This window comes from Thalassovita autumnalis, from assembly GCF_001458255.1.
GTDB classification, from domain to species: Bacteria; Pseudomonadota; Alphaproteobacteria; order Rhodobacterales; family Rhodobacteraceae; genus Thalassobius; species Thalassobius autumnalis.
This window is the reverse complement of record NZ_CYSB01000030.1, coordinates 191,359-214,504: the sequence shown is the minus strand read 5'-3', so window position 1 is coordinate 214,504 and position 23,146 is coordinate 191,359. Positions and strand designations below refer to the sequence as shown.

The 23,146-nt window shown below is 60.6% G+C and carries 23 protein-coding genes; 8 read left to right on the top strand and 15 right to left on the bottom strand.

Annotation, left to right across the window (positions count from 1 at the left end; translation table 11 throughout):
- Positions 1 to 35: 35 nt before the first annotated feature.
- Complete coding sequence (gene purD, locus TL5118_RS12675; protein ID WP_058244582.1) at positions 36 to 1,298, top strand: phosphoribosylamine--glycine ligase; 1,263 nt, start codon at positions 36 to 38, stop codon at positions 1,296 to 1,298.
- 188 nt (positions 1,299 to 1,486) lie between these two features.
- The gene (locus TL5118_RS12670) at positions 1,487 to 2,299 is read left to right on the top strand and encodes a DUF4253 domain-containing protein (protein ID WP_058244581.1); all 813 of its coding nucleotides are present in this window, start codon (positions 1,487 to 1,489) and stop codon (positions 2,297 to 2,299) included.
- A gap of 27 nt (positions 2,300 to 2,326) precedes the next feature.
- Here the strand turns inward: TL5118_RS12670 and TL5118_RS12665 are convergent, their stop codons facing one another.
- The gene (locus tag TL5118_RS12665; RefSeq protein WP_058244580.1) at positions 2,327 to 3,040 is read right to left on the bottom strand and encodes an FG-GAP repeat domain-containing protein; all 714 of its coding nucleotides are present in this window, start codon (positions 3,038 to 3,040) and stop codon (positions 2,327 to 2,329) included.
- Positions 3,040 to 3,363: a 2Fe-2S iron-sulfur cluster-binding protein gene (locus TL5118_RS12660; protein ID WP_058244579.1), complete on the bottom strand. Its 324-nt coding sequence runs from the start codon at positions 3,361 to 3,363 to the stop codon at positions 3,040 to 3,042. The genes TL5118_RS12665 and TL5118_RS12660 overlap by 1 nt, the downstream gene beginning before the upstream one ends.
- A 228-nt stretch (positions 3,364 to 3,591) precedes the next feature.
- Here TL5118_RS12660 and TL5118_RS12655 point away from each other — a divergent pair, with 228 nt between their 5' ends.
- The gene (locus tag TL5118_RS12655) at positions 3,592 to 4,125 is read left to right on the top strand and encodes a peptidoglycan-binding domain-containing protein (protein ID WP_058244578.1); all 534 of its coding nucleotides are present in this window, start codon (positions 3,592 to 3,594) and stop codon (positions 4,123 to 4,125) included.
- Positions 4,126 to 4,252: 127 nt separating this feature from the next.
- Here the strand turns inward: TL5118_RS12655 and TL5118_RS12650 are convergent, their stop codons facing one another.
- The 6 genes from TL5118_RS12650 to rpiA all read right to left on the bottom strand — a co-directional run bounded on the left by TL5118_RS12650 (position 4,253) and on the right by rpiA (position 10,577).
- Positions 4,253 to 5,731: a Do family serine endopeptidase gene (locus TL5118_RS12650; RefSeq protein WP_082626369.1), complete on the bottom strand. Its 1,479-nt coding sequence runs from the start codon at positions 5,729 to 5,731 to the stop codon at positions 4,253 to 4,255.
- Between the two features lie 256 nt (positions 5,732 to 5,987).
- Entirely contained in the window at positions 5,988 to 6,182 is a 195-nt protein-coding gene (locus TL5118_RS12645) for a DUF2065 domain-containing protein (RefSeq protein ID WP_058244577.1), read from the bottom strand.
- On the bottom strand, positions 6,182 to 7,060 hold the full coding sequence (gene hflC, locus TL5118_RS12640) for a protease modulator HflC (RefSeq protein WP_058244576.1): 879 nt from the start codon (positions 7,058 to 7,060) through the stop codon (positions 6,182 to 6,184). Before hflC ends, TL5118_RS12645 begins: the two co-directional genes overlap by 1 nt.
- A gap of 3 nt (positions 7,061 to 7,063) precedes the next feature.
- On the bottom strand, positions 7,064 to 8,209 hold the full coding sequence (gene hflK / locus TL5118_RS12635; RefSeq protein WP_058244575.1) for an FtsH protease activity modulator HflK: 1,146 nt from the start codon (positions 8,207 to 8,209) through the stop codon (positions 7,064 to 7,066).
- 79 nt (positions 8,210 to 8,288) lie between these two features.
- Positions 8,289 to 9,647: a glutathione-disulfide reductase gene (gor, locus tag TL5118_RS12630; RefSeq protein WP_058244574.1), complete on the bottom strand. Its 1,359-nt coding sequence runs from the start codon at positions 9,645 to 9,647 to the stop codon at positions 8,289 to 8,291.
- A gap of 141 nt (positions 9,648 to 9,788) precedes the next feature.
- Complete coding sequence (gene rpiA / locus TL5118_RS12625) at positions 9,789 to 10,577, bottom strand: ribose-5-phosphate isomerase RpiA (protein ID WP_058244573.1); 789 nt, start codon at positions 10,575 to 10,577, stop codon at positions 9,789 to 9,791.
- A 407-nt stretch (positions 10,578 to 10,984) separates the two neighbouring features.
- Between rpiA and TL5118_RS12620 the strand changes: the two genes are divergently transcribed.
- Both TL5118_RS12620 and TL5118_RS12615 read left to right on the top strand, forming a co-directional pair.
- Complete coding sequence (locus TL5118_RS12620) at positions 10,985 to 12,358, top strand: L-serine ammonia-lyase (protein ID WP_058244572.1); 1,374 nt, start codon at positions 10,985 to 10,987, stop codon at positions 12,356 to 12,358.
- Between the two features lie 154 nt (positions 12,359 to 12,512).
- The gene (locus TL5118_RS12615) at positions 12,513 to 13,466 is read left to right on the top strand and encodes a DMT family transporter (protein ID WP_058244571.1); all 954 of its coding nucleotides are present in this window, start codon (positions 12,513 to 12,515) and stop codon (positions 13,464 to 13,466) included.
- Here TL5118_RS12615 and TL5118_RS12610 read toward each other — a convergent pair.
- Positions 13,384 to 14,097: a thiamine diphosphokinase gene (locus TL5118_RS12610; RefSeq protein ID WP_058244570.1), complete on the bottom strand. Its 714-nt coding sequence runs from the start codon at positions 14,095 to 14,097 to the stop codon at positions 13,384 to 13,386. The genes TL5118_RS12615 and TL5118_RS12610 overlap by 83 nt on opposite strands.
- 182 nt (positions 14,098 to 14,279) lie before the next feature.
- Between TL5118_RS12610 and TL5118_RS12605 the strand changes: the two genes are divergently transcribed.
- Positions 14,280 to 16,601 carry a hypothetical protein gene (locus TL5118_RS12605; protein WP_058260795.1) on the top strand — a complete coding sequence of 774 codons (2,322 nt, stop codon included), beginning with the start codon at positions 14,280 to 14,282 and terminating at the stop codon, positions 16,599 to 16,601.
- An 83-nt stretch (positions 16,602 to 16,684) separates the two neighbouring features.
- On the opposite strand, the gene TL5118_RS21400 is transcribed toward TL5118_RS12605, so the two are convergent.
- Both TL5118_RS21400 and TL5118_RS12595 read right to left on the bottom strand, forming a co-directional pair.
- The gene (locus TL5118_RS21400) at positions 16,685 to 17,407 is read right to left on the bottom strand and encodes a GGDEF domain-containing protein (protein ID WP_165590047.1); all 723 of its coding nucleotides are present in this window, start codon (positions 17,405 to 17,407) and stop codon (positions 16,685 to 16,687) included.
- Positions 17,408 to 18,238: 831 nt separating this feature from the next.
- Entirely contained in the window at positions 18,239 to 18,937 is a 699-nt protein-coding gene (locus TL5118_RS12595; RefSeq protein WP_058244567.1) for an HAD family hydrolase, read from the bottom strand.
- A gap of 171 nt (positions 18,938 to 19,108) precedes the next feature.
- On the opposite strand from TL5118_RS12595, the gene TL5118_RS12590 reads away from it, so the two are divergent.
- On the top strand, positions 19,109 to 19,564 hold the full coding sequence (locus TL5118_RS12590; RefSeq protein ID WP_058244655.1) for a MarR family winged helix-turn-helix transcriptional regulator: 456 nt from the start codon (positions 19,109 to 19,111) through the stop codon (positions 19,562 to 19,564).
- A 12-nt stretch (positions 19,565 to 19,576) separates the two neighbouring features.
- On the opposite strand, the gene TL5118_RS12585 is transcribed toward TL5118_RS12590, so the two are convergent.
- A complete protein-coding gene (locus TL5118_RS12585; protein WP_058244566.1) occupies positions 19,577 to 19,861 on the bottom strand; it encodes a DUF3572 domain-containing protein in 285 nt (94 codons plus the stop codon).
- A 153-nt stretch (positions 19,862 to 20,014) separates the two neighbouring features.
- Here TL5118_RS12585 and TL5118_RS12580 point away from each other — a divergent pair, with 153 nt between their 5' ends.
- Positions 20,015 to 21,490 carry a diguanylate cyclase domain-containing protein gene (locus tag TL5118_RS12580; protein ID WP_058244565.1) on the top strand — a complete coding sequence of 492 codons (1,476 nt, stop codon included), beginning with the start codon at positions 20,015 to 20,017 and terminating at the stop codon, positions 21,488 to 21,490.
- A 79-nt stretch (positions 21,491 to 21,569) separates the two neighbouring features.
- Here TL5118_RS12580 and TL5118_RS12575 read toward each other — a convergent pair whose 3' ends face one another.
- The 3 genes from TL5118_RS12575 to TL5118_RS12565 are packed head-to-tail and all read right to left on the bottom strand — an operon-like array spanning position 21,570 to position 23,069.
- Positions 21,570 to 22,100 carry a periplasmic heavy metal sensor gene (locus TL5118_RS12575; RefSeq protein WP_058244564.1) on the bottom strand — a complete coding sequence of 177 codons (531 nt, stop codon included), beginning with the start codon at positions 22,098 to 22,100 and terminating at the stop codon, positions 21,570 to 21,572.
- 14 nt (positions 22,101 to 22,114) lie between these two features.
- Positions 22,115 to 22,492 carry a hypothetical protein gene (locus TL5118_RS12570; protein WP_058244563.1) on the bottom strand — a complete coding sequence of 126 codons (378 nt, stop codon included), beginning with the start codon at positions 22,490 to 22,492 and terminating at the stop codon, positions 22,115 to 22,117.
- A complete protein-coding gene (locus tag TL5118_RS12565; protein ID WP_058244562.1) occupies positions 22,485 to 23,069 on the bottom strand; it encodes an RNA polymerase sigma factor in 585 nt (194 codons plus the stop codon). Before TL5118_RS12565 ends, TL5118_RS12570 begins: the two co-directional genes overlap by 8 nt.
- Positions 23,070 to 23,146: the final 77 nt, after the last annotated feature.

Genomic DNA, 23,146 nt, shown 5'->3' with positions numbered 1-23,146 from the left:
ACGCCGCCAACGGAAGGCCAAGCGGAAGGGCTATCATGAATATCCTAATTCTCGGAAGTGGCGGGCGTGAACATGCTCTTGCCTGGGCAGTGATGCAGAACCCGAAATGCGACAAGCTGATCGTGGCACCGGGCAACGCCGGGATCGCACAGATCGCCGATTGTGCCAGCCTCGACATCCTGAGCGGCGCGGCGGTGGTGAACTTCTGCGAAGAAAACGCCATTGATTTCGTGATCGTCGGCCCCGAAGCCCCACTGGCCGAGGGTGTCGCCGACCGTCTGCGTGACGCAGGTATCTTGGTCTTCGGCCCCTCTGCTGCCGCGGCCAAGCTGGAAGCCTCAAAAAGCTTCACCAAGGAAATCTGCGACGCTGCCAATGCGCCGACCGCAGGCTACGGCCATTTCACCGATGCTGACGCCGCCAAGGCTCACATCCGCGCAAATGGCGCCCCCATCGTGGTCAAAGCTGACGGTCTGGCGGCCGGCAAAGGTGTGATCGTTGCAATGGACGAACAGACCGCGCTGGACGCCATCGACGATATGTTCGGTGGTGAATTTGGCGCTGCGGGCGCCGAGGTGGTGATCGAAGAGTTCATGGAAGGCGAAGAAGCCTCCTATTTCATTCTGGTCGACGGTGAGGACTGTCTGGCCATCGGCACCGCGCAGGACCACAAACGTGTGGGCGAAGGTGACACCGGCCTGAACACCGGCGGCATGGGCGCCTACTCCCCTGCCCCGGTGCTGTCTGATGAGATTGCCGAAAAGGCGATGAATGAAATCATCAAACCCACCATGAAGGTTATGGCCGATCGCGGCATGCCCTACCAAGGTGTGCTCTACGCCGGCCTGATGATCAAAGACGGCCAGCCGCGTCTGGTGGAATACAACGTCCGTTTCGGTGATCCGGAATGTCAGGTACTGATGCTGCGCCTTGGCGCACAGGCGCTGGACCTGATGCAGGCTTGCGCTGAGGGCCGTCTGACTGAGGCGCAGGTGAACTGGGCCGATGATCATGCAATGACCGTTGTGATGGCCGCCAAAGGCTACCCGGGTGCTTACGAAAAAGGCTCCGTCATCAGCGGCCTCGACGCGCTGCCCGAAACCAGCACCGAGATGTGTTTCCACGCCGGCACCGGTGCAAAGGACGGCCAGATCATCGCCACAGGTGGCCGAGTCCTGAACGTCACCGCACGTGGGGCCTCGCTGAAAGAAGCCGCAGATCGCGCCTATGCGATGGTCGATCAGATCGACTGGCCCGAAGGCTTCTGCCGCCGCGACATCGGCTGGCGCGCGCTTTGAGCGCTTGCGTGCATTGAGACAGAAAGCCCCGGACCTTGGTCTGGGGTTTTTCTTTTGCGGGTGCCCCAGCCCCACAGGGTTGAACGGACAACGCACCCCGGTGTTAAGACGCTTGAACATCGAGCCTATGAGCGGCATCGTCGCCGCAGGTTTTTCCCAAGCGATTTTCACATAGGTCTTAGGTACAAATGAAATTGATCTCCGCCGTTCTGGCGAGTTTTTGCAGTGTCGCGGCCGCACAGGCCGACACACTCCTCGACACGTTTCCTTACCCGTTGATTGAGGTGAACGGCGCAGAGGCCCTGAAAGAGTGGCAGGCACTGCGACCGCAGGCAGGCACGCCGATCATCTTAGGGGACCGGGAACAGGTTGAGCGTATTCTGGATGTCTTCCATCCCTCGCAGCAGGCGTTCTACCCACCGATTAAGGAGGCGATTGCAAAGGCAATGGCACAGCCGGGTTTAGACACGCTGTATGCGCACCTACGCGAAGAACACCAACTGTTTATCGCAAGCGTCAAGGAAGACGATGCAGACTGGGCTGCGGAATTGGCGGCTGAAAACCCGCTTGAGGTGCCGGCAAACTATTGGGGTCCTTGGCCTGAGGGCATGCAAGCCGCAGATCGGTTGATTTCCCTGGATGATTGGCAAACTGGCCGCGCCAAGGACAAGGTGTTCATCACCATCCTGCCAACAGAAGCGGTCTGGCAGGCCCCGATCTACCTGCGGTTTGGTGGCTGGAATGCCAATCCGCCGCCCTATGTGCATGCAGCAACCTTCCGGCACTGGGGCGAAACCTACGGCGCGGTGCCCGTCGTCATTCAGTCAGACACGGTGGAAATGCTGGTTGCCGATCCCGCCTCTGACCGCGACGCAGCGCGTGAACTTGCCACGCAGCAATACCTCTACGCCAGCGACATCGTTGACCAAGGGGTTGGCGACCTTAGCGCACTGGCAGCGCTGCTGCACGAGGGGGATTTCTGGTATTTCTGGTGGGATTAACCGTACCGCAGCAGGAGCGGCATTTGCTTAACGGCACTCAGCCGCGCGGTTCAAACTGTCGGGGCCGCTATAGGCGCCCAGATCGCGGCTGATCAGCTGCCCCGCCTGCAGCCGTGTTGCAACAATACGGGTCCAGCCAGCATTGGCTGTGACCAGTTCCAGATCCTCACCACAGCCACGAATGCCACCAGCGATATAGTCCCAGCCGATCTTGTGGTTGGTCAGCCCTTTGGCGTTGGCAATCTGACGCAGGCTGCCATTCTCATAGCGCCAAACCCGCAGGGTCTTGGCCAGATGCGGGCGATCAATATAGGCCAGTTCCACCGCGCCATCACCATCCAGATCCGCCACCCCAATCGGTGCCAGCCAGCGGTTTGAGGTTCCGATATGGGGCGTTTCCGCTAGTTTTCCCTTGGGCCCGTAGATCGCCAGAGCTGCGCCTTGGCGCGCATCTGTTTCAATCACCACGACCTCCGGCAGGCCATCCCCGGTGACATCCGCCAACCGGGGCTGCAGATCTTCGAACACATGATCCTGTGGCAGGGTGATGGTCACGGTCTGACGCTTGCCGCCATCGCGGACCTCCAGAACCAGCTGACCATATTCAACGCTATCGCCCAAAACCCCGTGGGCATAGCGGGTCGTCGGCCCATCAAAACGGGCCGACGTGATCTGGGCCTCTGCCAGCGCTGCCGCGCCACACAGGCCTAGCGCGGCCGTCAGGATCGCCGCGCGCCACATCAGATCTGCTTCTCAGGCATTTTGACAACCAGACCGTCCAGCGCGTCACTCACTTTGATCTGGCAGGTCAGGCGCGAGGTGGCCGGATCAGGCTGATAAGCGAAATCCAGCATATCCTCTTCCATGTCATCCTTCGCGGGGATCTTTTCTACCCAGGACGGATCCACATAGACATGGCAGGTTGAACAAGCGCAGGCGCCGCCGCAGTCGGCTTCGATGCCGGGGATGTTGTTGTCGCGTGCGCCTTCCATCACGGTCAGCCCGTTGGCAACCTCGACAACATGTTCGGTGCCATTGTGTTCAACGTAGGTGATCTTCGCCATGCGGCTTACTCCGATTGCTCGTTTTGCTATTCATGTCCAATCCCCTCCTAGCGGGGTCATCGGGGCAATGCCAGCCCCATTCACGACACTCACGCCTTTGTATGTGTCGCATATGGCGGGCTGCGGCCAAGCCGGTGCTTTATTGACGCAGCGTTTGGCGTTATGGTGTCAAAAAACAGACCGCCTGCCGAGCGAAACAAACGGGACAGGCGCCATGAGGCAAAGCAGATGCGCAGATGGATCATCACAGCACTGGTGGGCTCCGGCTTTGGGCTGGCGGGCTGCATGTCGACGTTGCCCGTGCCGCATCTCGGCACTGAGCCTGAGGTGACCCGGCTGGTCAGCGGCACGCCCCCCGGCGCGCCTGCGGGCAGCTGCTGGGGCAAGCGCATTCAGCCCGGCGTCTATGAGACCGTGACCGAGCAGATCATGCTGCAACCGGCTGAGGTACTGGCCGATGGCACGGTGTTGAGCCCGGCGATTTACAAGACCGAGACGCGCCAGGCCGTTGTCAAGGAACGCCGGGAAATCTGGTTTGAAACCCCTTGTGCCGCCCAGATGACCCCGGACTTCATCGCCACCCTGCAACGTGCTTTGCAGGTGCGGTCGCTCTACCGCGGCCCCATCACTGGCGAAATGGACAAACGCACCCGCGCCGCGGTGCGCAAGTATCAGCAGCCCGAGGGGCTGGACAGTGGCATCCTATCCCTTGCCAGTGCCCGCCGTTTGGGGCTGATCGCAGTGTCGCGTGACGGGATCTGAGATACCTCACATTGTTGGACAGCACATAGTGTCAGATCTGGCTTGGCGGGGTCGCTTCTGAACTCTCAACGCCAATAAAAAAGCCGCCCCGATAGGGCGGCTTTTAACGTTTCAGCGGGATCAGCGCTTATTCTTCGGCAACTGACAGTGCAACGAAGCGCGGCTCACCAGCGCGGCGCACCAGCAGCAGCAGCGACTTGCGGCCTGCTTCCTGCGCTTCTTCTACACGCTCTTCCAGATCGGCAATCCGCTCCAGTTTCTGCTGGCCTGCCTCGGTGATCAGATCGCCCATCCGCAGACCTTTCTCAAAGGCTTCGGTGGCTTCATCCACACCAACAACAACCAGACCCGTTGCGCCCTTCTTCAGCTTCAGCTCAGCGCTCAGCTCCGGGGTGACCGGGCTCAACGTCATGCCCAGCATCTCCTTCGGTTCCATCGGATCCGCAGGACCAGGCTGGGCTGCCGGAATGGCTTCGGCCTCTTCACGGCGGCCAAGGGTGATTTTCAGCGTTGCGGTCTTGCCATCGCGGAACACCACCACACGTACGGTTTTGCCCACTTCGGTGTTGCCCACCTGACGGACCAGCCCGCGGGTATCGGCAACCTCAACCCCATCAAAGGTCACGATAACATCGCCCTGCAGCATGCCCGCATCCAGCGCCGGACCTGCCGGTACATCGGTCACCAGCGCACCGGCGGTGTTTTCCAGACCAATCGCTTCGGCGACATCTTCGGTCACATCCTGAATGCGCACGCCCAGCCAACCGCGGCGGGTTTCACCAAACTCACGCAGCTGGTCCACAACGCGGGTCACCACGTTGGAGGCCATGGAAAACCCGATCCCGATGGAGCCACCGTTGGGCGACAGGATCGCGGTGTTCACGCCGATCACCTCACCGTCCATGTTGAACAGCGGACCGCCCGAGTTGCCGCGGTTGATCGCAGCGTCGGTCTGGATGTAATCGTCATAGCTGCCAGAAAGCGCCCGGTTGCGGGCCGAAACGATCCCAGCCGAAACTGAAAAGCCCTGACCCAACGGGTTGCCCATGGCAACCACCCAGTCACCAACACGCGCAGTGTCGCTGTCGCCAAAGCTGACGAATGGCAGCGGCTTGTCCGCCTCAACCTTCAACAAGGCGATATCGGTGTTGGGGTCGGTGCCCACAACTTCAGCCTGCAGCTCCTCACCCGAGAAGAACTCGATAAAGATCTCATCAGCGCTTTCGATCACGTGGTTGTTGGTCACGATGAAACCGTCTTCGGAGATCACAAAGCCCGAACCCAGCGCCGAAGAGCGGCGCGCGCGTTCATTGGGGTTGCGATCCTGGAACTCGCGGAAGAAATCTTCAAACGGGCTGCCTTCGGGGATGTTCAGGTTTGGCCCATCGCTGCCCGCCACCACCGTCGAGGTGGTGATGTTGACAACCGAGTCGCTGATGTCTTCGGCCAGTTCCGCAAAACTGTCGGGTCGTGCCTGCGCCTGCAGCGCCAGCATCAGGGTCATCGCGGTGGCCAAGAGCCCCAGCCAGAAGGCCCGCAGTGCGGCGCCCCGCGCATGAGGGGTTGCGAGTACAACGGCATTTGCACTTGAGTGGTTCACGCCCATGGTCTCCTCTCCTTAAATGTCTCTCACCGGGAACGGTCAGAACTGATTGCCTTTAACATCGGTCGAGCGGGGCGGATGTGCAACTCACCCCAAACAAAGATTTTTTCAACAGAACGTGAAGCGGCGGTGAGCCGCTCATGCTGTTTTTGGACAATATAGGGCAAAAATGGCATTCGCCCCACCCGAAGCCGAGGGGCAAAGCCCCGACAGCTGAGAAAACCTGCGCGCGCGGCAGCGCGCACCGCTGGGCAACCCCTCAGGCACCCAGAAATTTGGCAAGCCAAACCAATGCCAACCCAAGGGCCAGCGCCGAAAAACCTAAGTTGCGACGCATCGCTTCCGGCAGGGTTTTCAGCAGCTCCAACAGCTGCTCAACAAGCGAAGGGGCCAGCGCATAGGCCAGCCCCTCCACAATCAACACCAGCCCGATGGCCAGGATCACATGTTCCATTACTGGCCCGCTTGATCCGACTTAAGGTAGTCGAAGAACTCGCTGTCCGGGGTCATCACCATCGACGAGTTGCTGCCCTGCAAAGCGTTTTCATAGGCCTGCAGCGAGCGGTAGAAGGCAAAGAACTCAGGATCTGCACCGAAGGCTTCGGCGAAGATGGCGTTACGTTCCGCATCCGCTTCACCACGCACGACCTGCGCTTCACGTTCTGCCTCAGACAGGGTTTCGACCACGGTACGATCGGCCAGCGCGCGCACACGCTGGGCGGCTTCGTTACCACGGGCGACCTCATCTGCGGCTTCACGTTCCCGTTCTGCCCGCATCCGGGCAAAGGTTGCGTTCAAGTTCTGCGCCGGCAGGTTGGTCTGTTTCAGACGTACGTCCACCACATCCAGGCCCAGACTACGTGCCTCGGACCGGGATTGGTCGCGGATCCGCACCATCAGTTCAGCCCGGTTTTCCGACAGGATCGTGTCCGAGGTGACCTGATCGGCACCCAGAACTTCACGGATCTTCGAGTTGAGGATCGAGCTCAGGCGCTCCTCGGCCAGACGGACACCACCGGCACCAACCGCCTGACGGAACTGAACCACATCAGCGATCCGGTACCGCGCGAAAGCATCGACAACCAGACGACGGTCATCCGATGGGGTAACCTCGATGGTGTCGGTGTCCAGCGACAGGATCCGGTCGTCGTAACGCACGACTTCCTGAATCATCGGGATCTTGAAGCTCAGGCCCGGCTCTTCTTTCACGGCTTTGATCTGACCGAACTGAAGCACCAGCGCTTTTTCACGTTCATCCACCACAAACAGCGAGGACATGATGCCAACAACCGCAATCACGATCACGGGCACAAGGTAAGTCATCTTACGCATCGATCAGTTCCCCCCCTGTTTGCGCAGCTCGTTGAGCGGCAGGTAAGGCACAACGCCCTGACCGTTTTCGCCCCCTGTGAGGGAGCTGTCGAGGATGGTTTTGTCCACGTTGCCCAGCACTTTTTCCATGGTTTCCAGATAGAGACGTTTGCGGGTCACTTCCGGCGCTTTTTCATATTCGGCGCGCACCGCCGAGAAACGGCTGGCTTCACCCAAAGCGTCGTTCACGACCTGCGCCCGGTAGGCTTCGGCCTCTTCAAGGGTTTGCGCCGCTTCACCACGGGCTTGCGCCAAAACGCGGTTCGAATAGGCATCCGCTTCACGCTGCAGACGGTCACGTTCCTGTTCGGCGGCCTGCACTTCGCGGAAGCTGTCGATCACTTCACGCGGCGGGTCCGCTTTCTCAAGGTTCACACGCACGATGGAGATGCCGGATTCATATTCGTCCAGAATGGCCTGAATACGTTCTTTGGCCCCATCCGCAATCACACCACGGTCCCGGTTGAGGATCGGCGCCAGGTTCGAGGCGGCGATGATCTCACGCATCACCGATTCCGATACGGCCTGAACCGTCAGACGGGCATCGCGGATGTTGAACAGCAGTTTCGCCGGGTCGTTGATGTTCCAGACCACCTGGAAGTCGATATCAACGATATTGGCGTCCGTGGTCAGCATCAGGCCGGTGTCCTGGCTGGAGCGCGACAGACCAATGCTTTCGGTCCGTTCCGAGGTCACATTGACCACTTCAGCGGTCACAAAAGGCCAGGGGGCGAAGTTCAGACCGGGATTGCCGGTTGAGGAGTATTCCCCCAGGAACAGTTCAACCGACTGCTCTTCCGGTTTTACAGTGTAGAAGCTGGAAAACGCCCAAAGCGCCGCAGCTGCCAAACCGGCCAGCACAAAGGTGCCTTTGGGCAGACCCTGCCCACCGCCAGCGCCGCCGCCACGCTGATTGCCGCCGCCATCGCGACCGCCCATCAGCACTTTCAGCTGTTCCTGGCCTTTTTTGACCAGCTCATCCAGATCGGGGACCTGCGGACCGTCGTCCTGCGGGCCACGGCCACCGCCGTTGTTGCCGCCCCCATTGTTGCGACCACCGCCGCCGTTGTTTCCGCCGCCGCCCCAAGGGCCGCCAGAATTGCCTGACATGGGCTATGCTACCTCTCTACATTGTCACCGATTGCACGGTTGATAACAAACCTGTGCAATCGGCAGGAAATTTCAAGCTTTATGCCGTGCGCGTCGGCGCTTTCATAGTGACGATTTCTTCCGACATGGTCGGGTGCACCGCAACGGTGCGGTCGAAATCCTCTTTGGTGGCGCCCATTTTGACCGCGATACCTGCCAGCTGGATCATCTCACCGGCGCCCGGCGCGACGATGTGACAGCCCAGCACCACACGGGTGTCCGCGCAGACAATCAGTTTCATCATCACCCGCGCATCGCTGCCAGCAAAGAGCGACCGCATCGGACGGAACGAGGTGCTGTAAACCTCAATCGGCCCTTTGTCGCGCGCGTCTTCCTCGCTCAGACCCACAGTGCCCATTTCCGGCTGGGTGAAAATCGCGGTCGGGATCAGCTCATGATCTACCGGCGTCGGCTTGCCCTTAAAGACGGTTTCAACAAAGGCCATGCCTTCGCGGATCGCCACTGGTGTCAGATTCACGCGGTCGGTCACATCCCCCACCGCATAGATCGAGGGCACAGCGGTCTGGCTGTATTCATCCACCTCAACCTGACCTTTGCGGCCCAGCTTCACGCCGGCCTCTTCCAGACCCATGTTATCGGTGTTTGGCACACGACCGGTGGCAAACATCACCTGATCAAAGTCATGTTCGCTGCCGTTGGTGGCTTTCACCCGGATCTTATCGCCGACCTTCTCCATCGACAGGATGTTGGTGCCCAGATGCAGATCGATGCCGTTCTGGATCATCTCTTCGGCCACCAGACCGCGGGCTTCGTCGTCAAATCCGCGCAGGATCTGCGCGCCGCGATAGAATTGGGTGACCTTCACACCCAAACCGTTCAGCACCCCGGCAAATTCCGACGCGATATAGCCGCCACCCACGATCAGGATCGACTCGGGCAGTTTTTCCAGATGGAAGATATCGTTTGAGGTGATGCCCAACTCGGCACCCGGCGTGTCAGGCAGAACCGGACGGCCGCCCATGGCCAGCAGGATATGTTTGGCGGTCTTACGCTCCCCTGTCGACAGCTCAACGGTATGCGCATCCACGACCTTGGCGCGGGCATCAAAAGTGTCCACGCCCGAGTTCGCCAGCAGTCGGCGATAGATACCCTCCAGACGGTCCAGTTCTGCGTGCAGTTTGCCTTTGAAATTGTCCCAGCTGAAAGCGCCTGTCGGCATGTCCCAGCCATAGGCGCGGGCCTCTTCGGCCATGCCCGGAAACTCGCTGGCAAAGACCATCAGTTTCTTGGGCACACAGCCGCGAATGACGCAGGTGCCGCCATAGCGGTCTTCCTCGGCCAGCGCCACCTTGGCACCGGTGTCGCCAGCTGCCACACGGGCCGCACGCACACCACCGGACCCACCGCCGATGACAAAGAGGTCGTAGTCGAAGCTCATCAGATCGTTACCTTCAATTGAATCTCACAGTTGGTCGCCAAGGTAATGCCGTATCGACCGGGATAAAACCCGCACCCCACGGATATGTGATCTTGGCGCTTTATCTCACGTCACGGACACGACTGACATCTTGCAGCCCCCTCAATCCCCCAGATCTGAGAACAGGTTTTCGCTTTCCACAAACTCCAGCCGGTCCTCACTCACCGCGTTTTCGTTGATGTCACGCACCTGCACCCGACCGTCGCCATAGCCGACCACAACCGTATCACAGATGTCGACAAACAGCCCGTTTTCCACCACGCCGGGGATCTGGTTCAGCACCATCGCCACCTGACGTGCATTGCCGATCCGGTTCAGATGCAGATCGACAATGTGGTTGCCTTCGTCGGTGAACAAAGGTGCTGCGCCGTTCATCCGCAGGCTGGTGGTCTGGCCCAGCACATCCAGACTGTCCAGCATCTCCTCAATCAGGGCTTTGGTGGTCTGCCAGCCAAAGGGGATCACCTCCACCGGCAGCGGGAAAGCCCCCAGGGTTTCGACCTCTTTGGACACGTCCGAGATCACCACCATCCGGTCACTGGCGGTGGCCACGATCTTTTCCTGCAACAGCGCGGCACCGCCGCCCTTGATCAGGTTGAACTCACCGTCAAACTCATCCGCACCATCAATCGTCAGATCCAGCCATTTGGCTTCATCGAGGCTGACCACATCAATGCCCACATCCCGCGCCAAAGCAGCAGTACGGGCAGAGGTGGGAACGCCGCGGATCTTCAAACCGTCTTCGCGCACCATCTCCCCCAGACAGCGCACCATCCATGCCGCGGTTGAGCCGGTGCCCAGCCCCACACGCATGCCATCTTCGACATATTCCACGGCCTTTTTGGCCGCCACAAACTTGGCTTTGTCGATCGGCGACAATTCTCCGGACATCAGGCCTCCTCCGTGCTGGGGAATGGGTGCAATTCCCGTCGCTTATAGGTCGAATATGCGCCGCAAGCGAGGGGCAATTCCCATCACTCTGCCGCAAACCGGTGCAAGTTTCGCCTCTAGCTCCGCCATTGCGGGCTTTTGTGTCGCATTTGGGCTGGCACCAGCGGGGGCTGTCAATAGCTTAGGAGTATGGAACTGCGCAACATCCTCCCCTTTGCGCTGCAGAGCGCGCCGCCCCAGCTTGACCCTCTGCCGCGGCCTTTTCACCGGCTGTGGCAGGCTGGGGCGATGTGCTTGCACTCCTGCCCCGGCTTGGTCACCCTGCATCGGACCAAACGCCGGGGCTTACCCGCTGTCCGTGCTGTTCCGACCACCGCTGCAAATCCCTCGAAGGAGTGAGCCCGTAAATGTTTCTGTCCGTCTTTGACATGTTCAAGGTGGGGGTCGGCCCCTCGTCCTCTCACACCATGGGGCCCATGGTGGCAGCGGCCCGGTTTCTGGACCAGATGCGCGCCGCTCCTTTTGAACCGCATGGCGTGAAGGCGTCACTGCATGGATCGCTGGCCTTTACCGGTGTTGGTCATGCCACGGATCGCGCAACGATTCTGGGCCTCGCCGGGTTCCTACCCGACACCTACGATCACGACGCCGCCGAAGAGGCATTGGAGGCCATCAACCGCGACCGTCAGGTCTGCCCCGAAGGTCTGCCGCCGCTGCGCTTTGATCCCGCACAGGACCTGCGGTTTGATTTCGGCCCGGCCCTCGCAGGTCACGCCAATGGCATGATCCTGATGGCGACCGACGCCCAAGGTGACGTCATTATGCAGGAAACCTATTATTCGATCGGCGGCGGCTTTGTGATGACCGAGGCAGAACTGTCCGGTGGCAAAAACACCGACGAGGGCGCGCCGGTCCCCTACCCGTTCAAAACCGCCGATGAGATGATGGAAATGGCCCGCACCTCGGGTAAGAGCATCGCGCATATGAAACAGGCCAACGAAATCTCACGCGGTGGGCACCAGAACCTGAAACAGGGCATGGCGCGGCTCTGGCAGGTGATGGACAGCTGCATCGAGCGTGGCCTGACCAATGAGGGTGAACTGCCTGGCGGCCTGCGAGTGAAACGCCGCGCCAAAGGCATTCATGAGGCGCTGCTGGCCGAACGTGGCATGAACCTGACCGCACCACACACCATCAACGACTGGATCAGCACCTATGCAATGGCGGTGAATGAAGAAAACGCCGCTGGCGGTCAGGTGGTCACCGCGCCAACCAATGGCGCCGCCGGGGTTCTGCCGGCTGTGATCCGCTATTGGCTGGACCATGTGCCCGGTGCCTCCACCACCAAAATCGACGAGTTTCTGCTGACCGCCGCCGCCATAGGTGGCTTGATCAAACACAATGCCTCGATCTCAGGTGCCGAAGCTGGGTGTCAGGCCGAAGTGGGCTCCGCCGCGGCGATGGCTGCTGCGGGGCTGTGTGCCGTGCTGGGCGGCACGGTGGAACAGGTGGAAAACGCCGCTGAAATTGCGCTGGAACATCACCTTGGCATGACCTGTGATCCGGTCAAAGGGTTGGTGCAGGTGCCTTGTATCGAGCGCAACGGTCTGGGCGCCATCAAGGCGGTCTCGGCCGCCTCCCTCGCGCTGCGCGGCACTGGCGATCACTTCGTACCGCTGGACGCTGCCATTGAGACCATGCGCCAGACCGGCCGCGACATGCACGAGCACTACAAAGAAACCTCGCTGGGCGGTCTGGCCGTCAACGTGCCGAACTGCTGAGGGCCGCAAGGGCGATCGACACATTTAAGACTCATGCGGCCAGCCCCAGCTGGCTGCACCCCGACTGAGCCGCAAACAGAGCCAGGCCGAGCACGCAAAAGTCTTTTGCCATCGCCCCATTGCCAATGCACGCGATCCGTGAAACCTCTTGCGAATGACACCAGCCACCACACATGACCGCCCGCTCCTTGGGATCACACTTATGCTGGGCTTCTGCCTGGCCGCACCTTTGGGCGATGCCTTAGCAAAACTGCTCTATGGTGCATTGCCACTGGGGATGCTGATCCTTGCGCGGTTCCTGTTTCAGGCGGTGATCCTGGCCCCGATGGTGGCCGCGACACATAGGCCCTGGCGGGTACGGGGCCGGGTGCTGCGTCTGGTGGTCTGGCGGACAGTGCTGCATATTCTGGGCATCGGCATGATGTTCACTGCCCTTGGCTACCTGCCGCTGGCGGATGCGGTGGCGATCGCATTTGTCATGCCCTTCATCATGCTGCTGCTTGGCAAATATGTTCTGAACGAACAGGTCGGCCCCCGCCGCCTGATCGCCTGTGTGGTGGGGTTCATCGGCACGTTGTTGGTGATCCAGCCCAGTTTCGCTGCCGTCGGCTGGCCGGCCATGTTGCCGCTGGGCGTGGCCGTTGTCTTTGCCCTGTTCATGCTGGCGACCCGCCAGATTGCCAAAGAGACCGATCCGATCAGCCTGCAGGCGGTTTCAGGCACCATTGCCACGGTGGCGCTGCTGCCGTTGATGGTCATCGGTCACATGCTGGAATGGCCGGGGCTGCAGTTAGCCATGCCCACCGCGGAGGAGGCCTGGCTGATCGTCGCCATCGGCTCCGTCGGGACGCTGGCACATCTGATGATGACCTGGTCGCTGCGCTACGCCCCGTCGACCACGCTGGCGCCGATGCAATATCTGGAAATCCCCTTTGCCACCGCCATCGGCTGGCTGATCTTTGCGGATCTGCCCAACGGTCTGGCCGCCATTGGTATCCTGATCACACTGGCTGCCGGCCTCTATATTATTCTGCGCGAGCAGGCCACCCAACGAATGCAGCGCTCAGCCCTGCAACAGACGCCGCCAGCGCCGCCCGCGGCAGAATAACCAGCATCTGCGGCTGATCGAACTGCAGCTGCACAGGCGTAGTCATCGCGTCAGCCCCCTGAGGGCTGACCTCATTTGAGGTGCCGATCTTGCTGTCCGGGGCAAATTTTAGCCCTTCGATAGGCCAACGCAGCCCTTCGGAGCGGCCGGTCACGGCCCCCATTGGGAACAGGGACACCAGCATCCCCACCGGCAGATCCAATTGCAGATGCGGCGGCGCGAGGAAGGTGATCTGCTCCTCTGACAGCAAAATACAGCGCTGATCAGGCCGGGCCAGCAACACATGAAGGGCCGCCAGATGATGATCAATCCGGCTGCCATCAAACCCAACCCCCAGAACCAAAGGCGCGGCAATACTGCGCAACGCCTTGTCAAAATCGGTGCTGTCCTGTTCGGGAATGGCGTGGATCACATTCTGGGGCAGCGCCGCGCGGGTTGCCTCAGACAGGCTGTCGAGGTCCCCGATCACCGCCTCCGGCGACAGCCCAAAGGCCAATGCGTGGTCCGCCCCGCCGTCGGCGCAGATCAATTCTGGCCCGATGGCCAACGCCGTCTGCAACACCTCTTGCGAGGCATCTCCAGCCCCCAGCAGGGTCACCGGCGCGACCGAATGCACAATCTTGTTCAACATGTGGCAATATCTGCCGTTTTTGGAAGGAGACCACAATATGGTCACAAAATGATACAGTTATTTTCCAAGATTCGTTCACCTTTTGGCGGGATACACTTGGTAAACAGCACCCTTAGACGCGAAACATGTCCCTGTTTTTACGGGCGTCATGGCAGCCAGAGGCAAGGAAAGGCGAGTTTACAATGGTTACGAACAACAAAGTACTGACAGTCTCCTACGGGACGTTTTCCTGCACGCTGGAAGGCTTCGACGACTCTTTTGACACAATGAAGTCCATTGCGGAGTATTTCCGTGATTTGGCCGCCGATGACCGCTATTTCGGTGCAGAGCCCCCGACCCCGGATGCCGAAATGCTGGCCCGGATCGCTGAGCGCGAAATCGCCCGCCAGGTTGTCGCCCGCCAGGATGAGGGCACAATTCACCTGCGTGCTGCCGACAGCGCTGCCCCTGCCACGCCACCTGCTGCTGCCCCAGTCACCGCACCCGTTACCGCTCCAGCGCCTGCTGCCCCTGCCGCTGTTGTCGAACCTGTTGAAACCACTCCGGCTGTTGCCGCACCTATTGAGGTGGCTGACGATAACACTGACGCACCGGCCATCGATGACAGCGTTGCCGCCAAACTGCAGCGCATCCGCGCCGTGGTGTCCCGCAACACCGAGGCCGCAGCCCCCAACTACTCCGAAGATCAGCACGCCGAAGAAATGACCGGCGATCTGGATGAGGCGCTGGATGGCGCTTTGGATCAGGTGCTTGATGCTGAACTGACCGCCCCTGCCGCAGAGGTTGAACCAGAGCCGGAGGCCGCGCCTGAGATTGAGGCAGATGCCGCCGAAGCCGAAACGCCTGACGTGGTCGCCGCGCCGGCAGAGGACGCCGCCGCTGACGAGGCTGCCATCGAAGCCCCCGCTGTGGCGGCTGAAATTGAGGCGGCAGATCCCGCACCTGCAGCAGACGTTCCGGAGGTCGCGCCGGCTGAGGAAGCTGTTGCTGAAGCGGAAGAAGTTGCTGTGGCTGCCGAAGAAGCGCAATCAGAAGAGATCGAAGCCGAAATCGCTGAGGAAGAGCCCCTCGAGGAAATCACCAGCGAAGCCGCCCCAATGGCTGAACTTGAAGAGGCGCTGGCCGCTGATCCCGCCGGCAGCGACGTAGATGCCGCAGTTCTGGCCGCCGTGGCCGAATTGAACAACACGCAAGTCCCTGAAGTGGCGGCCGTCGAGCCGGAGGCTGCGCCCGAGATCGAGGAGACCCGGATCGAGGTTTCGGATGAAACCGCCGCAGAGGCCGAGGACGATTTCGACGCGATCCTTGCTGCGGTACGGGATGCTGAAAACACCGAAGCCGAAGCCGAAGCCGAAGCCGAAGCCGAAGCCGAAGCCGAAGCCGAAGCCGAAGCCGAAGAAATCGCGGCGGAGGTTGAGGAAGAGGTCAAGGCCGAAGAACCTGTTGCCAAACCGGTGAGCGTGTCTGATGTTGAAGCTGAGGTGGCCCTCGAAGAGATTGCCGAGGCACCGCAGGACACGGTTGAAGCAGCACAGGACACCGCTGAGGAAACGCCGGTAGAAGATGCCGCGCCGGCGCCTGTTCGCCCCGTGCGCCCGGTGCGTCCCGTCCGCGTCATCAAAATGAAGCGCAGCGACTATGAGGCCGCACAGTCCGCGGCTGAGGTCGCTGAACCCGCTGCCGTTATGCCAGAGGCCCCGGCAACTGACGAAGGTTCGCTAAGCGCCGAGGAAGAAGCGGACCTGCTGCGGGAACTGGCCGAGGTGGAAGCCGAGTTCAGCGACGCACCCGATGAAGAGATGGAGCCTGGCGATGTCCGCTCAATCTTTGCTGACGAAGCCGAAGAGGCCGATGTCTCGCGGCTGATGGAAAAAACCGTGTCCGAAATGGACAACCCCGAAGGTTCACACCGCCGCAACGCCATCGCCCATCTGCGTGCCGCCGTTCAGGCCACCCGCGCCGAAAGTGACGCAGGTGGCGCCTTGAACGCGGGTGGCGCAGATACCGAAGCCTATCGTGAGGACCTGAATGACGTGGTGCGCCCGCATCGTCCGGGTGCGGCAAGCGCGGCCCGTGGGGATCGCCCCGCGCCGTTGAAACTTGTTGCGGAACAACGCGTTGACACGCCAGCCCCGGTTGCTGAGGCAGCAGTTGCACCGGTCCGTCCCCGCCGCATCCGCCCCGCCGCCGTTGCAGAACCGAGCGTGACCGAAGAGTTTGGCAGCTTCGCCGAATTTGCCGAAAGCGTCGGCGCCGAGGAGCTGCCGGACCTACTGGAAGCTGCGGCATCCTACCTGTCCCACGTGGAAGGTCTCGAACAGTTTTCGCGCCCTCAGCTGATGAAGAAAGCACGCCAGATCGAAACGCTGGAATTCAGCCGCGAAGACGGGTTGCGCTCCTTCGGGCAACTGCTGCGTGACGGCAAAATCGAAAAGCTGCAGGGCGGGCGCTTTACCGTGTCCGACCAGATTGGCTTCAAGCCCGATCAGCGTGCTGCGGGCTAATCACAGCGCCCATATTACAGTAACGTCGCTATCGCCCGGTCCCTTTAGCCGGGCGATATAAGTTTTGGGTGCCGGCTCACCCGTTACACAATTTCCCGTTTATGAAACGTCACCCGCCCGCGCCCAGCCCGTTTGCTGGCATAAAGCGCGCGATCTGCATCAACGAGCATCTGCTGCGGGTGAGCAACATCCACATCGCAAGAGCACAACAGGCCAAAGCTCGCAGAAACTCGGCAGTTTTGGCCTTCAAATGACATCTGCCCCTGCAGCCGGGTTTTCAGCCGTACGGCGATGCGGCGCAGCCTTTTTCGGTTAGCTATATCATTCAAAATAACGGCAAATTCATCGCCCCCCAAACGCACAATGGTATCCTCTTGGCGCAGTTCTTGGCGCAAAATCACGGCAACCTGCTGCAAAACATAGTCACCACCGGGATGCCCCAGCCGGTCATTGACCTGTTTGAAATGATCAAGGTCCAACAACATCAAGGAAAACGGGTCCCCATTGGAGCACAGCCTGTTCAACTGATCCTCAAACGCGCGTCTGTTGCCCAAACCGGTCAGGCTGTCGGTGGTCGCGCGCTCCTCGGCCGCGTCCCGCGCGCCGCGCATCTGTTGCGCCAAGCGCAGGCTGGCGGCCATCGCAGCGGATTTCGCCTCCAGCTGATAGAGCATATCGACAGCCAGTTCGGTCGCGGGGAAATCGGTGAGCCGTAGATCCAAACAACGCATGGCTTCGGCAATCGAGGCACCAAATGAGACATTCAGAAGCGTGCCGCCCGCCATGGGCGACACAACTGCGCGCAAACCGATCTGCGGGTAAGATCGCAGACACAGGTGGAGCGTGCTGCCGGGGGCTAGGTCCCTAAATTGATCCACCGCATGACGCTGCGGGTATTTGGGTGCGAAATGCTGCGCAAAAGCATCGCAACGCTGTGCCGCCCCGGGCAGGACCTTCTCAAGCGTTGGCCCGATCTGCCTGATGCGCCCGGCCGCATCAACAAACACAAATAGAGGCATAATAGCAGAGAAGGTTTGCCACAGTTCTATTGGGGGCTGCGAGGCGCGCGCCCCAACAGATGACACTTTGCTGTCAACGCCATCTGCAGAAATGTCTGATCCTATACTCGATCGCGGCCGGGCACCCGGCGGAACATCCCCCGGATGGACAAACGCAGCGCCTGAATGATCGACGCTATTATCCAAGCGTACCGACGGTATCGCCCGATTTACCTGCACAGATCGTGCAACACCAACAGTTTCCCCAGCTGCCGCGCCCATAGGCTGACATGGTTCATCACTGCCCTGCGCAACGGACAAGATCGCAATATCATGCCCCGAATCGTCCATTTCAAATCCCCAAAACCGCGCGTTTGACGCTGAGCAGAACAGCCCCCTATCCAACGGCGGTCAAAAGACGGCCGCAGTTCCCAAGGCAACGGCCTCCGCGGGAAAATCCCGACAAAGGCCAAAGACCCAGCGAAAAAGCTATCAACGCTACGGACGAGGACGAGTGAACCCAGCCCCAGCGCCAATTCCGCGATTAGGCTGCGCTCAAAAGGTTAACAAATGGTTTACACTGCCAAGAAACCGCGTTTGCGCGGCGGTTTTGGGATGTGAAACAGCCGTAGCCCGCGGCTAGTGCGACGCGGTCTTCAGCCATTCAGGCAGGTGGCCAATGTCAGGCAGCACCACATCCGCCAATGGGGCCAGATCTGCGGCCTCGGCAATGCCGGTTAAAACGCCGACGGTCACCATGCCAGCCGCACGCCCAGCAATCAGATCATGGGCACTGTCGCCCACCATAGCCACGCGCGCCGGGGTCAATTGCATCCGCTCACTAAACGCCAAAAGCGGCGCCGCATCCGGTTTGGCGCCATAGCCGCTGTCAAAACCGGCAACGAAATCAAACAGTTCAAAGATCCCAGCGCCGCGCAGATGAGCCTGTGCGCCCATCTCACTGTCATTGGTCATCACCCCCAGCGAAAGCCCCTGCGCAGCCAGCGACTGAAGCAGTGGCGACAGTGGAACAGCGGGGGCCAGGGGGGCCGCTGCGGCGCTGGCATTCATCCGTGCCTCCAGCGCATCAAGATCAACGCCCGGCATGGCGCGGGCCACACATTCCGCGGCCTCACGTCCAGTTCCGGCAATCACCGGGCTTTCGGGTCGAAATTGCGCTGTAGGCAGATCAAAGGCGATGTGATGCGCGATTGCCGCGGCAAGATCAGCGCTCCCTTCGGACAATTCATCAATCAGCTGCGCCGCCCAGGCATCCCAGGTGGCCCGGAAATCAAACAGCGTGCCGTCCTTGTCAAAAAGGATCCCATCAATCTTCATCTGCCCTGCCCTTAACTTTCTAATTCTGCCGCCATGGCCACAAGTCCCGGCGATCACCCTCAGGCCAGACCCTGCCGGTTGCCCAAACCTATGGCAAGAGTGGAAAACATCGGATCGCCCCTGCCCGATCCGCGGCTTGACTTTACCGGCGGCATAGGGTCGGATTCAGCCATGGATACGACCAAACGTTACAGATTGCACCATTCCCTCGGCTATCATCTTTCGATCGCGTCCCGTCTGCAGGAACGGCGGTTGGATGAGAAGTTAAAACCGGTGGGGCTGACCCGGACGACCTGGTGTATCCTGCTGGCCATTGGCAACGAGAACCTCAGCCAACCATCTGATATTGCTGACTTTGTCGGAATTGACCGCACAGCCACCTCTCGCGCATTGCGTCATATGGAGCAGGAGGGCTGGTTGATGCGGTCCTCGGGCACCGAAGATCGGCGCACCCGTCAGGTTGTTCTGACAGACACCGGCCGTGATCTGATCCGCATGTGCACGCCCTATGCGCAGGAAAATGCCGAGACGATGCGTCAGGCGTTGAGCAGCAAAGAAGAGGCGGAGTTGAAACGGCTCTTGGCCAAACTGCGTGACAGCGCGCCGGAGCCGCTGCCCACACTCTGAACCAGTGTTACCTTAGGTCCAGTGGATCTGCGCCCCGCCCGGCAAAGCGGCACGGGCTTGGATCAACGTGTCATTTGGCCTGTTAAGTGCTTCACAGCAGGCCATAACCCAAGCATCATCCATCAGCAGAAAATCCAGCACCGACGCCAGAAACTCAGGCGCGCCAGCCTGACTGCGCAGATCATCCTGCGACACCCCCGTCGCCCCCATGAATACCGGCAACAGCTCTTCATTGCCGGCCAGCCAGCCAAGCGCCTGCAGGGCAAGAGTTTCTGCTGCATCACGGGTTAACGACATGGGGTCACCTTTGTTTGAGTGCTCTTTTGCGGTGGGAAGAGTTTCTTAACACTTTTCATGAATAGTGGTGGGGAACAAGGCGCAACCGCTGCTGCGCAGCTGGGGTTTAGGCATGGCCCGCCCCATGGGACACGAAGGAAGGGACGCTATCGCATGCCCGGCAAAATACTGGTTGTCGAAGCCATTGCCACCAATCGCATTGTCATTCGCGCGCGTCTGACGTCGGGCCTGTTTAACGTGCTGCTGGCGGCCAGCGCTCAGGAAGCGATGGAGGTGCTGGACTGCGACGCCTGTGACCTCATCTTGGTGAACTCGATTCTTTATGACATGCCCCTGCGCCGGTTTTGCCGCAAGTTGCAACAGCGCGAAAATTGCCCGCCTCTGATCATCCTGCAACCCGAAAACAGCGCTGAAAAGCGGCGGAAATTGCTGCAATGGGGGGCTGAGGATGTGCTGCCGCGCCCTATCGGCGATGATCTGCTGTTTGCCCGGCTGCGCGCGGCGATCCGGGACCGGCCAACCCCGGATGAGGTGGCTCTTGCCCGGGCTGCCGGTGAGGTCACGGGGAAAACTGCGGGGTTGTTTGAAGAGGCAGGCAGGCCTCCGTTGGATGTGTGGTCACAGACGCAGGCCGCCACAAGGATGCTGGGCAACCGCTCTGTCGGGATCCGCATTCACCGCGAACGGCCACGAATACAGGTGACCCACCCGGATGCACATACGGCGGCACTCTGGCAGCATCAGCTTGCCTTTCACTTGCAGGCGGACCTAACAAAAGATCATCCTGAAAACCTGTTGAATGGCCCCCATCAGGCGAAACCGCCTGACTGCATTGTGTTGCCGATTTGCGATCCAATACCCCGTCAACAATTGCGGCTGCTGACAACCCTGCGCGCCAAGCCGGGCCTGCGCCGGGCGCAGGTGCTGGTTGTTGTGCAACAGGGGCATGAAAACCTGGCGGCTGAGGCGCTGGATCTTGGCGCTCAGGACGTCATGCTGCACATCACAGACGCACAGGAAATGGCATTACGTCTGAGTAAACTCAGCCACCGCAAATGGCGGCAGGACCTGTTGCAGGCCTCGCTGAAGGAAGGCCTGGCCGCCGCCATAACCGACCCGCTGACCGGGGTATCCAACCGGCGCCATGGGATGCTGCAGCTGGCGGATGTGCTGGCTGACCCGGTGCGCCAGCCGGTGGCACTGGCCCTGCTGGACATCGACCATTTCAAACATGTTAATGACCTGCATGGGCATGATGCGGGGGATGCCGTGTTGGTTGATCTAGCGCAGCGATTGCGGGCCGCGGTTCCTGATGGGGCCCTTTTGGCCCGCATTGGGGGGGAGGAGTTTTTGATCGCGCTGCCGTCAACGCAAGATCTGGGTGCGCAACGTTTTGCCCGAACGCTCTGCCGCGATATTGCAGCGCGGCCCTTTGACCTGCCGGATGGCTCACAGATTCGCGTAACGGTCAGTCTGGGCCTAGCCATGTCCGAGGCTACCACCGGTGACGCGGATGCGGGTGATCCCTCGCGGGATCTGAGCCGTTTGATGAAACGGGCGGATCAGGCGCTTTATCGAGCGAAGGCGGCTGGACGCAATCAGGTCAACCTAAGCCAGTCGGTGGCGTGACCGCTTATCGAGTGTTTTCGGCGCCCCAATGTCTGCCTGATCTTCTCTGTTCCGCGTCAGAGGCTTCAACCCGCCGCCATTACTGTGACTTAGGGCCTTGCGGTTTTGGCTTCTTATGACGGTGCCGCTTCACCCCGTCTTCGACGCGATCCGCATAGGCTGCGCGTTCCTCGGCTGTGAAGGTTTGCAGCCGGTCCAGCAGCAGCTCATGGCCCAGTTCCGCCCGGCTGATGCCAAAGTCACGCTGCCGCGACAGCACATCTTCCAGCGCGGCCCGGTCGAAATCTTCGGCACGCAATAGGTGCAGGACCTCCTGGAAATCAGCCCGCAGGTCCGCCTTGCTGGGCAGATCGTCACGCTGTTTGCGCAGCTCACGCCATATGGCGCGGCGATCCTCGCTGGAAAGCGCGCGCGTATAGGTACCCGCCACCTCATCCTGACGCGGTGGTCGTTTGTCGCTGTCCGGCCCACCAAAGCGCACAAAGGCGCCGCCCACGACGCCAACCACCGCTAGGTTCAGCGCCAGTGAGACAAACAAAACCCCGCGCAGCCAGGGTTTGATACGGCTGGGTTTCGGGTTCGGTGTTGATGTATTCTGCTCTTCAGACATGATTTTCTTTCCCCTTACCCTTCGACCAGATCAAATTCGGCCGAGAAGCCGGGCATGGCATCCACCAAATAGGAATCCGTTTCCAGCGCAAAGAACACTGTGGCGCTTTCGCTGACCAGATCCGGCGGGTTGATCCCGATCCAGACGCCGCCCACACAGGCCGTGGCCAGCCCTGCCATGGCGGGCCATCCGCCAAGCCCCGCCAGCGCGGCGCGCCAGAAGGGTTCAGATTTGACCTGCGGTTCCGCTGTGTCGGCCGCCGCCAGTTCCTGCACCGAGAGCGCATCCGACAGCACCCGATCCATCAGATCAAACGACGGCTGCGGCGCCTGCGCGCGGGCCGTAGCAAAAAGATCGTCCAAAGCTGCATCGTCCAAAGAGTGCTTATCCATCGGAGTACCCCAGTTCATCGCGCCGCCCGGCCAGAGCCTTGGCAAGCGCCCGTTTTCCCCGTGCGGTCAGACTTTCTACCGCCTCGGTGCTGATGTCCATGATCTCGGCAATCTCAGGATTGCCCAGTCCTTCTATGTGACGCAAGATCACCGCCTGCCGCTGCCGCTCGGGCAGGGTTGCAAGCGCTTGATAAAGCGCCGAATTGCGGGCCTGATCCTGCAGACCTTCGGCCGCGCTTGCCTGCCCGTCTTCGGGTTCAGGAATGGCATCGATGGCAAGGCTGGGCTTGCGCCGCAGCCGATCGGTGCAGAGGTTGGCAACCACCCGGTAGAGCCAGGTGGTGACCTTGGCCTCACCCTGACGCCATTGGCTGGCGATTTTCCACAGCCGCATCATCGCCTCTTGAGCCACGTCTTCGGCTTCGGCCCGGTTGCCAAGCATCCGCATCGCCTGCGCAAAAACCCGAGGGGTCATCCGCAGGTTCAACGCCCGCGCCGCCGCCTGATCGCCATTGGCGAACAGCACTAGCAGCGCTTCGTCTGATACATCGCTCATTGTGTCCAGGGCCATATCCATCGTCCGTTCGGCGTAGCGGTTTCAGCGCGGCAAGGCAATCTTGGCCTCAGCCTGTGCCGGTAGGCCCCATCAGCATT